A 13,056-nucleotide genomic window follows, 5' to 3' on the forward strand; every position below is an offset into this window, starting at 1 on the left:
GGGCCATGCCCGCCACCGCCGACGCCCTCGCCCGCGCCACGGACGCCCTCGCCGCGGCCTTCGACGGCGGCGCCCCCGTCGAGCTGACCGCCGACGGCGCCGCGCGCCCCCGGCCCGAGGCCCGCGACCCGCGCCGCTGCGGGGACCCGGACGCCGTCGCCGTGGTGCGCACCTCCGGGTCCACGGGCACGCCGAAGCAGATCGTCCTGACCGGCACGGCCCTGCGCGCCTCGGCCGCGGCCACGGCCCGGCGGCTCGGCGGCGAGGGGGCGTGGCTGCTGGCCCTCGGCGTGCACTACGTGGCCGGGCTCGCCGTGCTCTCCCGCTCGATCGCGGCCGGGACCGCACCCGTGGCCCTGCCACCGGGCCCCTTCACCCCCGCGGCGTTCGCCACCGGGGCGGCCGCCCTGCCCGACGACGCCGGCCCCCGACTCGTCTCGCTCGTCCCCACCCAGCTCGCCCGCCTCCTCGCGGCCGACGCCGACCCGGCCGGACGGGCGGCCCTGCGCTCCTTCGACCGCGTGCTCGTGGGCGGCGCCCGGCTCGATCCCGCGCTGCGGGCCGCGGCCGAGGCGGCGGGGGTGCGTCTCACCGCCACCTACGGCATGGCCGAGACGTGCGGCGGCTGCGTCTACGACGGCGTGCCGCTGCCCGGCGTCGCCGTCGCGGTGGCCCCGGACGACCCCGACGCCCCGCCGCACGTGCGCCTGGCCGGGCCCATGGTGGCGGCCGGCTACCTCGACGACCCCGCCCGCACCGCCGCCCACTTCGTCCCCGCCGCGGACGGCGCCCGCGCCTTCCTGACCGAGGACACGGGCATGCTCTCCCCCACCGACGACGGCGGCGTGCGGCTGGCCGTGACCGGCCGCCTGGACGACGTCGTCATCACGGGCGGGGTGAAGGTGTCCGCGGCGGCGGTGACCGCGGTGCTCGAGGCGCACCCGGGCGTCGCGGCGGCCCACGTGGCCGGCGTGCCGGATCCCGAGTGGGGCGCCCGGCTGTGCGCCGCCGTCGTGCCCGCCCACCCGGCCGCGGCCCCCGACGAGGCCGTCCTGCGCGCCCACGTGCGCGAGGCGCTGGGTGCGGCCGCGGTGCCCAAGACGTGGCTCGCCCTCGACGCCCTGCCGTTGCTCTCCACCGGCAAGACCGACCGGCAGGCCCTGGCCGCCCGGTTCACCGCCGGCTGAGCGTCACCCCGCCCGCGTGGGAGAATGACCCGGGCCCGGCCGACGTCGGGCCCCGGCCGCGCTCCGCCGTCGACCCGGCCCGCCGCGCGCCGATCCCCACCCCGCTCCCCAGGAGGAACCCCCGCCCATGGCCGCCACGCTCTCCCAGTGGGTCGCCGCCGCGCGCCTACGCACGCTGCCCATGGCGATCGCCCCCGTGATCGTCGGTTCGGCCGCCGCCGCGGAGCTCGGCTCCTTCCACCTCGGCGCGGCGCTGCTGGCCCTCGTGGTGTCGCTCGCCCTGCAGATCGGCGTGAACTACGCCAACGACTACTCGGACGGGATCCGCGGCACCGACGACGACCGCGTCGGCCCCTTCCGGCTCACCGTCTCCGGGCTCGTGCCCGCGGCCCAGGTGAAGCAGGCGGCCTTCGCGTTCTTCGGCCTCGCCGGGCTGGCCGGCCTGGGGCTCATCCTGCTCTCGGGGCACTGGTGGTTCCTGCTGGTCGGCGTCGCCTGCGTGCTGGCCGCGTGGTTCTACACCGGCGGGAAGCGGCCGTACGGGTACCTCGGCCTCGGTGAGGTGTTCGTGTTCGTGTTCTTCGGGCTCGTGGCCGTCCTCGGCACCACGTACACCCAGGCCGACACCGTGAGCGGCCTGGCCTGGGCCGGCGCGATCGGCTGCGGGCTGATCTCCACGGCCCTGCTCATGGTCAACAACATCCGGGACATCCCCACGGACCGCGAGGTCGGGAAGATGACGCTGGCCGCCCGCCTGGGCGACGGGCCGGCGCGGGCGTCCTACGGCGTCATGCTGGCCGTCGCCCTGCTGCTGCCGCTGTTCTGGGTGGCGGCGCACCCGGGGCTGCTGCTCGTGCCGATCGGCGGCCTGCTCGCGATCCGGCCGATCCGCACGGTGCTGCGCGCCGACGACCGCCGGGCGCTGATCCCGGTGCTGCGCGCGACCGGCGTGATCGGGATCGTCTACGCGATCACGTTCACCCTCGGCGCGCTGCTCTGAGCCGCACGGGATGACGGCGGCGTCGGCGGCGGCGGCATCCGCCCCGTCGCCCCGCGGGGCTCACTCGCGGAACCGGCCCTCGGTGTAGGCGTCCTCGGCGTCCGCATCGGCGGTCTCGGTGCGGCCCCGGCGGCCCGGGCGGCCCTCCCACGCGGCGGACAGGTCCTCGGTGGCCCCCGTGCGCAGGCGACCGAGGAAGAGGTAGCTGACCGCGAACGTCAGGATCGTGGCCGCGATCACCCCGAAGATCATCCCGAGGTCCATCACGTAGTAGAACAGCGCCCACAGGGCGACGAAGACGACCACGCGGACCAGACCGTAGAAGAAGATGCGCACCGGTCCATCCTACGAGGACGGACGGCCCGTCCGCCGACCCCACAGCCCGCGCCTAGACTGGCGGGATGGGCCGCTTCATCATCCCCGCCGCGATCATCCTCGCCGGACTGACCCTCTACGCGCTGTTCGAGGCGCTGCTGACCCCCGCCCGCGAGGTGCGCAGCCTGCCGAAGACGGCGTGGGTGGCGGTCATCGTGCTCGTGCCGCTCGTGGGGCCGCTGCTGTGGCTGCTGCTCGGGCGCGCCCGCCCGGCCGGCGCGGGCGGACGGGCCGCACCCCGGCCCTCCGGAGCCCCGGACGACGACGAGGCGTTCCTGCGCAGCCTGCGCGTGCAGCGCCGCCAGGACGCCCGTGAGCAGGACCTGGACCGCCGCGAGGCCGAGCTGCGCGCCCGCGAGGAGGAGCTGCGCCGTCGTCGGGAGCAGGGCGACGACGACGCCGACCCGGAGGGCGACGGGCCGCGCGCCTGAGGGGCCCCGCCGGACTCAGCCGGGCAGACCCGCGTACGAGTGCAGGCCCGGGAAGTACGTGTTGACGATCGTGTAGTTGAACACGATGCACAGGAAGCCCACGATGCTCAGCCAGGCCGCGCGGGCACCGGTCCAGCCGCGGGTGGCCCGGGCGTGCAGGTACGCCGCGTAGACCACCCAGATCACGAAGGACCAGACCTCCTTGGTGTCCCAGTTCCAGTAGCGGCCCCACGCGGCCTCGGCCCAGATGGCGCCGGCGATCACGGTGAACGTCCACATCACGAAGGCGATCGCGTTGAGGCGGTAGGACCAGTTCTCGAGCCCCTGCGCGGCCGGCACGAGGCGCAGGAACGCCCACGAGCGCTCGCCCGCCGCAGCGCGCTTCTCCGCGCGGTCCTGCAGCAGCTGCAGCACGGACATCGCGGCGGTCAGCGCGAACAGCGAGCTGGCAAGCACGGCGATGGATACGTGGATGACGAGCCACGGCGTCTGCAGCGGCGGCTGGAGGTGGCCCACCGGCGTCGGGAAGCCCATGGTGGCCGCGCACATCATCGCCACGACGATGCCGGTGACGAACGTGCCCACGAAGCGCAGATCCTTGCGCAAGAGGAACAGCAGGTAGACGGTCGTGATCACGAGCGCGCCCGTGGTCATGAACTCGTACAGGTTGCCCCACGGCACGCGGGAGGCGGCGAGGCCGCGGGCGACGACGGCGAACGCGTGCAGCGCCCAGCCGACGGCCAGCACGGCCACCGCCACGTTGGCGACCGGGCGGCGGCCGCCGCCCGTGTAGTCCATGTCCTCGTCCACGAGGGCGCCGTCCGCGTCGACGCCGCGCTCGGCGGCGCCGGTCGGACGGGCCGCGTCGGAGGCGCTCGCGCCGACCGCCGTGGACCCGCCGACGGCGACCCCCACGGTCTCGCGGGCCGGAGCGGTGCGCACCTGCCCGCGCTGGGCCGCGAGGTCGGCCTCGAGGCGGCGGATGGTGGCCGAGGCGGTGGCCATGTCGATGGTGAACAGGATGAACGCCGCCGCGTACACGAGCGCGGCGATGAGCATGAAGAGGTCGCTGTACAGCGCCAGCTGCTCGTTCACGGGGGCCGTGGGGTTGAACACTGTCAGTCTCCTGATCGGGCGTCGGCGGGGCCGGCGGGGGTCTCGGGGGCGGTGGGGGTGGACTGGGGGGCGGCACCGGCCGCGGCGTCGTCGGCCGTCTCGGTGGCGGCGACGATGGGCCACCACTTCTCCATGGCGGCGCGCAGGGCCACGTGCTCCTCGTGGAGACCGAACTCCTCGCCGCGGGCGAGCAGCGCGTACTCCACGCGGGTGCGGCCGTCGTCGTCGGTGCGGGCACGCACCCACACGCGGCGACGGCGGACGAACAGACTGATCGCCAGGCCGAGCAGGGCGGTGCCGGCGAACACGCCGACGCCCCACTTGCCCGGGTCGTAGTGGATGTCCAGGCCGACGTAGCGGCGGACGCCGTCGAAGCTGATGGAGCCCTTGCCCTCGGGCAGCTCATACGTCTGGCCCGGGCTGAGCACGATGCCGCCGTTCTCGTTGGTGCGGCTGTTGAGCTCGGTGAGGGATGCGGTGTCCAGCACGTACACGTTCTGCGGGCGGCCGGTGTCCAGGCCGAGGTCCCCGTAGTACGAGTTCAGCTGCAGCTCCGGGTTGAGCAGCTCGGGGTCGGCCGAGAAGGCGGCGCCCTTCTCGTCCTCCACCGCCGTGGGCAGGAAGAAGCCGACGAAGCCCAGCTGGTCCGGCCGCGCGTCGGGGACCTTGATGGTGGCCTGCGAGCCGTAGTTCTGGTCGAACACGCGGGTGACCACGGGGCCCTGGAAGGCCACGTCCCCGGCGCCGTCGCGGATGGTCACCACGGGCGCGTAGCCGTTGCCCACGAGGTAGACGCGCACGCCGTCGATGTCCAGCGGCTGGTTGACCTTGAGGATCTGGCGCTGGAGCTCGGCCTCGCTGCCCTCGCGGACCTCCATCACGGCGGTGTAGTCCAGCGGCTGGCCGTAGTGGGTCTCGGACTCGCGGTCGAACACGGCGTCGAAGGAGTCGAGGGTGAGGGAGAACGGCTGGAGGTCGTCCGCGCTGAAGTAGGTGCCGGGGGTGAAGGAGTCGTAGGCCACGAGGTTGTTGGCGAAGCCCTCGCCCTCCACGATGATCTTCTGCCCGCCGTACTTGGTCATGCCGCCGTAGGCCATGAACACGAGCACGCCGATCAGCGAGACGTGGAACAGGATGTTGCCGATCTCGCGCAGGTATCCGCGCTCGGCGCCCACGGACGCGCCGCCGGCCTCGGGGCGGTGCTCCACGCGGTAGCGGCGCTTGCGCAGCCACGCCTGGGCTCTGGCCACGGCCTCCTCGGGGCTCGGGCCGCCCTCCTCGAGGACGACGACGCCGGAGGCCGGCAGGCGCGTCAGGTTGCGGGGGGTGCGGGCCGGGGGCTGGCGCAGGGCCTTGGCGTGCTGGATGGCGCGCGGCCACACGCAGCCCACGAGGGAGACGAACAGCAGCAGGTAGATGGCCGAGAACCAGACGGAGTTGTAGACGTCGAAGAACTGCAGGGCGTCCAGGACGGGGCCCCAGAAGGGGTGGTCCGCGATCCACTGGTCCACGATCTCGGGGCCGGCGCGGCGCTGGGGCACGAGGGAGCCGGGCACGGCGGCGACGGCGAGCAGGAGCAGCAGCATGAGCGCGGTGCTCATGCTGGTCAGCTGGGTCCAGATCCAGCGCAGGGTCCCGGTGAGGCCCAGCTGAGGGAGGGCGACGTCCTCCGAGCGGGCGCGGTCGGCCTTCGAGCTCACAGGGGCATCCTCCATTCGTTGGCGAACCAGAACTGCAGCTGCGTGGTCCAGTGCGTCCACACGCCGGTGACCATGAGCAGGCCGAGCAGCACCAGCAGGGCGCCGCCGAGCCGCATGATCAGCACGCGGTGCCGCGTGAAGAACCCGACCGCCCGCATGCCGCGCTCCATGCCGACGGCGATGAGCACGAACGGCACGCCGAGGCCCAGGCAGTACAGGAACGCCAGGAGCGCCCCGCGCCCGAGCGAGCCGGAGCCCGCAGTGGACATGGCGAGCACGGCCGCCATGGTCGGGCCGATGCACGGGGCCCACCCGAGGCCGAAGGTCATGCCGAGCAGCGGCGCCCCGGCCAGGCCGGCGGCGGGCTTGAGGTGGAGGCGGCGCTCCTGCTGGAGACGTCCGCCACCGCCCATGAACACCAGACCCATGAGCGCCACGAGCACGCCGAGCACGCGGGTGACCCACTGGCCGTCGCGCTGCAGCCACACCATGGCCTGCGTGAAGACCACGCTGATCGCCACGAACACCACGGCGAAGCCGAGCACGAACAGCACGGCGCCGAGCACGAGGCGGCCGCGGCGCCGGGTGGTGAGGACGTCACCGCCCAGGCCGGTGACGTAGCCGAGCCAGCCGGGCACGAGCGGCAGGACGCACGGCGAGAGGAAGGAGATGAGCCCGGCGAGCAGGGCGATCGGGGCCGCGAGCAGCAGTGAGCCGTCCAGCGCGATATCGGCGAAGGGATTGTTCTGCATGGACACGGCGGCCACTCAGGCCGCGGCCTCGTCCACCACGGTGGTCAGCAGCGCGCGCAGGGTGGACTCCTCCACGGCGCCGAGCACCCGCGCGGCCACGCGGCCCTCGACGTCCAGGACGAGGGTGGAGGGCACGGCCTGCGGGGGCACGTAGTCGGTCATGTTCAGGAGCACGTCCCCGCGGGCGTCCTCGATGGACGGGTAGGGGATCTCGAAGGTGCGCTCGAAGGCCTGCGCGGTGGTGACGGTGTCCCGGACGTTCACGCCGAGGAACCGCACCCCCTGCGGGGCGAACTGCTCGTGCAGGGAGACGAGGTGGGGGGCCTCGACGCGGCACGGCGCGCAGGCGGCGTACCAGAAGTTCAGCAGGGCGGGGGTGCCGCGCAGGCTCGCGCCGGTCACGGGGGTGCCGTCGAAGAGCTCGGCGGCGAACTCCACGGGGGCGCCGCGCTCGGCGGGGGCGATCTCCAGGACGGAGCCGTCGCCGGCGATGTAGTTCTTGCCGTCCGCGTTGCCCGCCTGCCGCGCGAGCGAGTCGTCACCGCCCGAGCAGGCCGCGAGCGCCGGCGCCAGGCTGGCGAGGGCGAGGCCGGTCAGCAGGGTGCGGCGGGACGGACGGGGCGGGGTGTGCATGGCGTGACTGCCCTCCAGGGGATGCGCGGCGCTGGATTCCGGGGACCTGGGGAGTCTACTGTCCGCCCCGCATTCTGACTGAACCCTGGACGTCACACCCCCACCCCGTGGGAGGCCGCGGCCGGCGTCGTCGACGCCGGCCGCCGTCGGGGCCTCAGGCGCCCGGCAGGGAGGAGGCGTCCTTGAGCAGGGCCTGGTTCGGTTCGTGGTACTCGACGCGCGGCACCCTGCGCCCTTCCTCGTACACGAGCGAGGTCACGGAGGTCAGCGAGCACTCACGCCGGCGCGGGTCGTGCCACAGCGGACGGCCCTCGACGGCCAGGCGCGTCACCCAGATCGGCAGCTGGTGCGAGACGAGCACGGACTCGGCGCCGGGCCCCTCGGCGGCCACGGCCTCGCCGCGGAGCCGGTCGACGACGGCCAGCATCCGGGCGGCCTGCGCGCGGTACGGCTCGCCCCAGGACGGGCGCAGGGGATTGCGCAGCCGGGGCCACAGCCGCGGGTTCCGCTTCAGCGACGCCGCCACCTGGGACATGCCCTCGAAGGCGTTCTCCGCCTCGATCAGGTCCGGCTCGGTGACCAGCGGCAGGTCGAACGCGGCCGCGATGGGCGCGGCGGTCTGCTGCGCGCGGGTCAGCGGGGAGGCGGCGACGACGGCGGGCGCCCGGCCGGTCTGCGCGGCGCGCTCCGCGAACCACGCGGCCACGCCCCGGGCCATCTCGTGGCCGAGCTCCGAGAGCCCGAACTCCGGCAGGCGGCCGTAGAGGACACGATCGGGGTTGTGGACTTCTCCGTGGCGGACCAGGTGGACGGTGGCGAGCGTCTGCATGGGGCCAGTCTGGCAGAGGCGGACCGGTGGCCCCGGCGGTAGCGTGGGGCACAGCTCGGCGCGACCGCGCCGCCACCCCCGTCCGCACCGAGGCGCCGCGAGCGTCGGCGTCGCTAGGAGGCCCCATGTCCGGCACCTCGCCCACCGATCCCCACGGCAGCCAGAACCCGTACGGCACCGCCCCGCAGGGGCCGACCCCGGGCTCCCCTGACCCGGCGGGCGCGAGCCCGTACGGCCAGAACCCCTACGGCGCACCGCCGGCGACTCCGTACGGCGCCCCGGGCCAGACGGGGATGTCCCAGGCCCCCTCCCCCCACGGCCCGGCCGGCTGGCAGCCTCCCGGCCCGGTCGAGCTGCCCCCGCGGCCGCGTTCCCTGACGGCCGCGTTCTGGCTGATCGTCTCGGGCGGCCTCCTGCTGCTGGCGACGACCCTGCTGGCGGCCTTCGCCCTCACCCAGCCGGAAGGCCAGGCCGCGATCCAGCAGGAGCTGGACCGGTCCGTCGAGCAGATGGATCTGCCCGCCGACCAGGCGGAGCAGATGCGCGCCATGATGGACGGGATGCTCCCGACCCTCGCCACGACGGCGGCCGTGTTCGGCGTGCTCGCGTTCCTCGTCTACCTGTGGGTGGCGTTCGCGATCCGCGGCGGCTCGCGCGCCGCGCGCATCGTCGGAACGGTGCTGGCGGCCCTGTCCGTGCTGGTGCTGGTCTCCAACGCCGTGATGGGGGCGTTCAGCCCGCTGGACCTGGTGTGGGTGGGCCTCGGCGTCGCCGGCATCGTGCTCGCCTACCGCCCGGACGCCACGGAGTACATGCGGCTGAAGGCCTGGCAGCGCTTCGCGCGCCGCTGAGCCCGCTCAGACCCGCGGGGCGTCCAGGAGACGGCCCAGGCGGGCCGGGTCCACGCGCCAGAAGTCGCGCTGGACGCCGTCGACGAACAGCACGGGCACCTCGTCCGCGAACCGCTCGAGCAGGGCCGGGTGCGCGGCGCCGTCGACGGCCTCCCAGGCCTCGCCCCGCGCGTCGCACACCTGCGCCACCGTGGCCTCGGCCTCGGCGCACAGGTGACAGCCGGGCTTCACGAGCAGCTGGACGCGGGCGGTGGCGGCGGGCAGGTCGGCGGTCATGGCCCCACTCTACGGATCGCCGTCCACGACGAAGCCGCCGTCCCCCCGGAAGGGGACGGCGGCTTCGTCTCGTCAGCGCCCGGAGGGCGCGGGCGTCACTTCTTGTTGCGACGCTGGTGACGGGTCTTGCGAAGCAGCTTGCGGTGCTTCTTCTTCGACATGCGCTTGCGGCGCTTCTTGATCACAGATCCCATGGGGACTCCTTGAATCGGGGCGAGGGTCGGCGGTCGTGGGACCGCAGGCATCCGGGGCGCCGGACACGCCGACCCGCATTCCACCGGATGTGGAACGCCTGGAAACGTTCTCGGCCACAATACCGGCCGCACGGGCCGCGGTCGAACCGGGACGCGGGCCGGCTCAGTCGAACCAGGAGTCCAGCCCGTGCAGCGGGAACACCTCGCGGCGCGTGGCCATGATCGACTGGTCCACCGGGTCGGCCGGGTCGTAGCCCACCTCCCACGAGCGCCACCACACGTCCGCGTCCTCGCCCATCACGGTGGGGATCCGCTCGGCGTCGTCCCCCACGTGCACGGACATGTCCCCGGTCAGCTCGTCCGCGGTGAGGGCCCGGACGTGCTCGATCCAGGCGGCGGGGATCTCGCTCTTCACCGGGATCGGGGTCTGCAGGACGGCGGCGGTCAGGTGGGCCCACGCGCGCGGCACCACCCGCAGCGGGTTGTAGCCGCCGCCCCCGGTGGCCAGCCACCGGCCGTGCGCGAACCGGTCGGCCCAGTCGCCGACGTCGAACGCGAGCTGGCGCTGGCCGTCCACGGTCAGCCGCAGGTCGGCGAGCGGGTCCGTGAGGTGGCCGTCGCAGCCGTGCTGGCTGACCAGCACGTCCGGGGCGAACGCCTGCAGCAGCGGCGGGACCACGGCGTGGGCGGCGCGCAGGAAGCCGGCGTCGCCGGTGCGCGGGGGCAGCGCGACGTTCACCGCCGTGCCCTGGGCGGCCGCGCCGCCGATCTCATTGGCGAAGCCCGTGCCCGGGAACAGGCTGATGCCCGTCTCGTGCAGGGAGATGGTGAGCACGCGGGGGTCGTCGTAGAAGATCGACTGCGTGCCGTCGCCGTGGTGCGCGTCCACGTCGACGTAGGCCACGCGCTCCGCGCCGAGGTCCAGCAGGCGCTGGATGGCCACGGCGCAGTCGTTGTAGATGCAGAACCCGGACGCCGAGGACCGGGCGGCGTGGTGCATGCCGCCCGCGAAGTTCACGGCGCGGTCCACCTCGCCGGACCAGATCGCCTCCGCGGCCACGAGGGAGCCGCCCGCGATCCGGGCGGCGGACTCGTGCAGGTCCGGGAACACGGGACAGTCCTCGGTGCCCAGGCCGAAGCGGCCGTCCTCGGCCGACGACGTCGCCGCGGCCCGGCGGACGGCGGCGACGTACTCGGGGTCGTGGACGAGGGCGAGCTGCTCGTCCGTGGCCACGGGCGGCTCCACGATCCGCACGTGGGGCGCGTCCAACAGGCCGAACGCCTCCACGAGCCGGTGCGTGAGGTCCAGCCGCAGGGGCGCCATCGGGTGCTCCGCGCTGAACCGGTAGCGGAGCAGGCTGGAGTCCCACACCACAGCGGCGGGGGTGGGAGCGGGAGGGGCGGACGTGGTGCTCATCACGGTCCAGCCTAGGGCTCCGGGCGGCACGGTGGCGACGATCGCCTCGGATGTCTCGCCCGCGTGACGCGCGGGCCACGGGGCGCGCGATACTGGGAGCCGGTCCGTTCCCCGTCCCCCCGCGCAGGAGGTGCCCCGTGGCAGGTCCCCGTCCGACTCCGCACGCCCGCCGACACGGCGGGGTGCGCCGGCCCGGCGGCCTCCCCCGGCCCGGCCAGGCCTCCACGCTGGAGTCCTCGACCGACCTGCGCACGGTGCTGCGGCGCTCGGGCCGCGCCGTCAGCTCGGTGGTGGGCGGCTCCCCGGCCCGCGCCGCCCTCTCCGCCTTCGCCCTCATGGCCCTGGTGTTCACCGGGCTCCTCGCCCTGCCGTGGGCCGCGGCGGACGGCCACGCCACCCCCCTGCACGACGCCATGTTCACCGCGGTCTCCGCCTTCTCCGTGACCGGTCTGACCACCGTCAACACGGCCGCGCACTGGTCCCCCGCGGGCCAGGTGATCATCCTCGTGGCCATCCAGATCGGCGGCCTGGGCATCCTCTCGATTGCCTCGCTGCTCACGCTGGCCGTCTCCCGGCATCTGGGCCTGAGGTCGAAGCTGGCGACGCAGCAGGCGGGCATGACCTCCGGCAGTCTCGGCGAGGTCGGCCAGCTGCTGCGCGTCGTCGTCGTGACGGTGCTGACCGCCGAGGCCGCGCTGGCGCTCGTCCTCGTGCCGCGGTTCGCGGCCATCTCCGGCTCGTGGCTCACCGGCCTGTGGCACGGGGTCTTCTACTCGGTCAGCGCCTTCAACAACGCGGGGTTCACCCTGCACGTGGACGGCCTGCCGGAGATCATGCACGACCCGGTGATCATCACGGTGCTCGGCGTCGGTGTGTTCCTCGGCGCGCTCGGCTTCCCCGTGGTCATGGTGCTGCTGGAGAAGGGGTGGCGATTCCGGGAGTGGAACCTGCACACCAAGCTCACGGTCGAGGTGACGCTGGCGCTGCTGGTGCTCGGCGCCGTCGCCCTCTTCTTCTTCGAGGCGGGCAACCCGGCGACCCAGGCCGGGATGGGCTTCTGGCAGCGGGTCGGGCACTCGCTCTTCGGTTCCGTGATGACCCGCTCCGGCGGCTTCGCGATCGACGACACGAACGCGCACCGGCCCGAGTCCCTGCTGCTCATGGACGCGCTGATGTTCGTGGGCGGCGGGTCCGCCTCCACCGCGGGCGGCATCAAGGTGACCACGCTGGCGATCATGTTCCTCGCGATCGTGGCGGAGGCGCGCGGCGACCGCGAGGTGACGGCGCACGGCCGCACGATCGCCCCCGAGTCCCTGCGCGTGGCCATCGCGGTGCTCGCCCTCGGTGCCACCCTCGTGCTCGTGGCCACTCTGGCGCTGGTGCACATCACCGACGAGTCCCTCCAGCGGCCCCTGTTCGAGGTGATCTCCGCGTTCGGCACGTGCGGGCTCTCCGTGGGCGTCTCCGCGGAGAGCCCACCGACCGGCAAGTACGTCCTGACGGCCATGATGTTCGCGGGCCGCGTTGGTACGATCACGTTCGCCGCCGCCCTGGCCCTGCGCCAGCGGCGCGTGCTCTACCGCTTCCCCGTCGAGAGGCCGATCATTGGCTGACGCCCCGCAGCGCACCGATCCCAACGCCCCCGTGCTCGTCGTGGGGCTGGGCCGCTTCGGCGCCGCCACGGCCGAGGAGCTCGTCGCCCAGGGCCGCGAGGTGCTCGCCGTCGAGCGGGACCCCGTCCTCGTGCAGCGCTTCGCCCCCTCGCTCACCCACGTGGTGGAGGCGGACGCCACCGACCCCGAGGCCCTGCGCCAGCTTGGCGCGCAGGACTTCGCGACGGCGGTGGTCGGCGTGGGCACCTCCATCGAGGCATCGGTGCTGATCACCGTGAACCTCGTGGACCTGGAGATCCCCCACATCTGGGTGAAGGCGATCAGCGAGGCGCACGGCACGATCCTCAAGCGGATCGGGGCGAACCACGTGATCTTCCCCGAGCACGACGCCGGCGTGCGCGCCGCCCACCTCGTGAACGGGCGCATGCTCGACTTCATCGAGTTCGACGACGACTTCGCGATCGTGAAGATGTACCCGCCGGCCGAGTGCGTGGGCTTCACGCTCGCCGAGTCCCACGTGCGATCCAAGTACGGCGTGACCGTGGTGGGCGTGAAGACCCCGGGCGAGGACTTCACCTACGCCCAGCCGGACACCCGGGTGGGCCCGCGCGACACCCTCATCGTCTCGGGCCACACCGACCTCATCGACCGGTTCGCGGCCCGGCCCTGAGGCACGCCGGAA

At 74.1% G+C, this 13,056-nt stretch carries 15 protein-coding genes; 6 read left to right on the forward strand and 9 right to left on the reverse strand.

All coding sequences use genetic code 11. The annotated features are described in order from the left end of the window. Nucleotides 1-5 precede the first annotated feature (5 nt). Nucleotides 6-1,187, forward strand: coding sequence for an AMP-binding protein (locus tag O3T09_RS02460; protein WP_020627261.1), 1,182 nt, complete (start codon nucleotides 6-8; stop codon nucleotides 1,185-1,187). 127 nt (nucleotides 1,188-1,314) lie between these two features. Then, nucleotides 1,315-2,187, forward strand: a complete 873-nt coding sequence (locus O3T09_RS02465; protein ID WP_020627262.1) for a 1,4-dihydroxy-2-naphthoate polyprenyltransferase — start codon at nucleotides 1,315-1,317, stop codon at nucleotides 2,185-2,187. 60 nt (nucleotides 2,188-2,247) lie between these two features. On the opposite strand, the gene O3T09_RS02470 is transcribed toward O3T09_RS02465, so the two are convergent. Further along, nucleotides 2,248-2,523, reverse strand: coding sequence for a DUF4229 domain-containing protein (locus tag O3T09_RS02470; RefSeq protein WP_010080315.1), 276 nt, complete (start codon nucleotides 2,521-2,523; stop codon nucleotides 2,248-2,250). A 65-nt stretch (nucleotides 2,524-2,588) separates the two neighbouring features. On the opposite strand from O3T09_RS02470, the gene O3T09_RS02475 reads away from it, so the two are divergent. After that, nucleotides 2,589-2,993: a PLDc N-terminal domain-containing protein gene (locus O3T09_RS02475; protein ID WP_020627263.1), complete on the forward strand. Its 405-nt coding sequence runs from the start codon at nucleotides 2,589-2,591 to the stop codon at nucleotides 2,991-2,993. A 15-nt stretch (nucleotides 2,994-3,008) separates the two neighbouring features. Here the strand turns inward: O3T09_RS02475 and ccsB are convergent, their stop codons facing one another. From ccsB to O3T09_RS02500, 5 genes are all read right to left on the reverse strand, one after another. Beyond that, nucleotides 3,009-4,109 carry a c-type cytochrome biogenesis protein CcsB gene (gene ccsB, locus O3T09_RS02480; RefSeq protein ID WP_060973988.1) on the reverse strand — a complete coding sequence of 367 codons (1,101 nt, stop codon included), beginning with the start codon at nucleotides 4,107-4,109 and terminating at the stop codon, nucleotides 3,009-3,011. A gap of 2 nt (nucleotides 4,110-4,111) precedes the next feature. Further along, nucleotides 4,112-5,809, reverse strand: a complete 1,698-nt coding sequence (gene resB, locus O3T09_RS02485) for a cytochrome c biogenesis protein ResB (protein ID WP_269295315.1) — start codon at nucleotides 5,807-5,809, stop codon at nucleotides 4,112-4,114. Further along, the gene (locus tag O3T09_RS02490) at nucleotides 5,806-6,561 is read right to left on the reverse strand and encodes a cytochrome c biogenesis CcdA family protein (RefSeq protein ID WP_041104065.1); all 756 of its coding nucleotides are present in this window, start codon (nucleotides 6,559-6,561) and stop codon (nucleotides 5,806-5,808) included. Before O3T09_RS02490 ends, resB begins: the two co-directional genes overlap by 4 nt. A gap of 15 nt (nucleotides 6,562-6,576) precedes the next feature. Continuing rightward, nucleotides 6,577-7,194, reverse strand: coding sequence for a TlpA family protein disulfide reductase (locus O3T09_RS02495; protein ID WP_036317264.1), 618 nt, complete (start codon nucleotides 7,192-7,194; stop codon nucleotides 6,577-6,579). Between the two features lie 154 nt (nucleotides 7,195-7,348). Beyond that, the gene (locus O3T09_RS02500) at nucleotides 7,349-8,023 is read right to left on the reverse strand and encodes a histidine phosphatase family protein (RefSeq protein WP_041104030.1); all 675 of its coding nucleotides are present in this window, start codon (nucleotides 8,021-8,023) and stop codon (nucleotides 7,349-7,351) included. 125 nt (nucleotides 8,024-8,148) lie between these two features. Between O3T09_RS02500 and O3T09_RS02505 the strand changes: the two genes are divergently transcribed. Beyond that, the gene (locus O3T09_RS02505; protein ID WP_070709878.1) at nucleotides 8,149-8,874 is read left to right on the forward strand and encodes a hypothetical protein; all 726 of its coding nucleotides are present in this window, start codon (nucleotides 8,149-8,151) and stop codon (nucleotides 8,872-8,874) included. Between the two features lie 6 nt (nucleotides 8,875-8,880). Here the strand turns inward: O3T09_RS02505 and O3T09_RS02510 are convergent, their stop codons facing one another. The 3 genes from O3T09_RS02510 to O3T09_RS02520 all read right to left on the reverse strand — a co-directional run bounded on the left by O3T09_RS02510 (nucleotide 8,881) and on the right by O3T09_RS02520 (nucleotide 10,761). Beyond that, nucleotides 8,881-9,150 (reverse strand): glutaredoxin family protein, encoded by a 270-nt coding sequence (locus O3T09_RS02510; RefSeq protein ID WP_070709880.1) that lies wholly within the window; start codon nucleotides 9,148-9,150, stop codon nucleotides 8,881-8,883. Between the two features lie 95 nt (nucleotides 9,151-9,245). Beyond that, the gene (locus O3T09_RS02515; RefSeq protein ID WP_005504750.1) at nucleotides 9,246-9,344 is read right to left on the reverse strand and encodes a 30S ribosomal protein bS22; all 99 of its coding nucleotides are present in this window, start codon (nucleotides 9,342-9,344) and stop codon (nucleotides 9,246-9,248) included. 163 nt (nucleotides 9,345-9,507) lie between these two features. After that, the gene (locus tag O3T09_RS02520) at nucleotides 9,508-10,761 is read right to left on the reverse strand and encodes an acetoin utilization protein AcuC (RefSeq protein ID WP_269295316.1); all 1,254 of its coding nucleotides are present in this window, start codon (nucleotides 10,759-10,761) and stop codon (nucleotides 9,508-9,510) included. Between the two features lie 137 nt (nucleotides 10,762-10,898). Here O3T09_RS02520 and O3T09_RS02525 point away from each other — a divergent pair, with 137 nt between their 5' ends. Further along, nucleotides 10,899-12,374, forward strand: a complete 1,476-nt coding sequence (locus O3T09_RS02525) for a TrkH family potassium uptake protein (RefSeq protein ID WP_145950855.1) — start codon at nucleotides 10,899-10,901, stop codon at nucleotides 12,372-12,374. Beyond that, nucleotides 12,367-13,044, forward strand: a complete 678-nt coding sequence (locus tag O3T09_RS02530) for a potassium channel family protein (RefSeq protein ID WP_145950854.1) — start codon at nucleotides 12,367-12,369, stop codon at nucleotides 13,042-13,044. The genes O3T09_RS02525 and O3T09_RS02530 overlap by 8 nt, the downstream gene beginning before the upstream one ends. Nucleotides 13,045-13,056 lie beyond the last annotated feature (12 nt).

Source organism: Micrococcus sp. H39-S4 (assembly GCF_027158145.1).
GTDB classification, from domain to species: Bacteria; Actinomycetota; Actinomycetes; order Actinomycetales; family Micrococcaceae; genus Micrococcus; species Micrococcus luteus.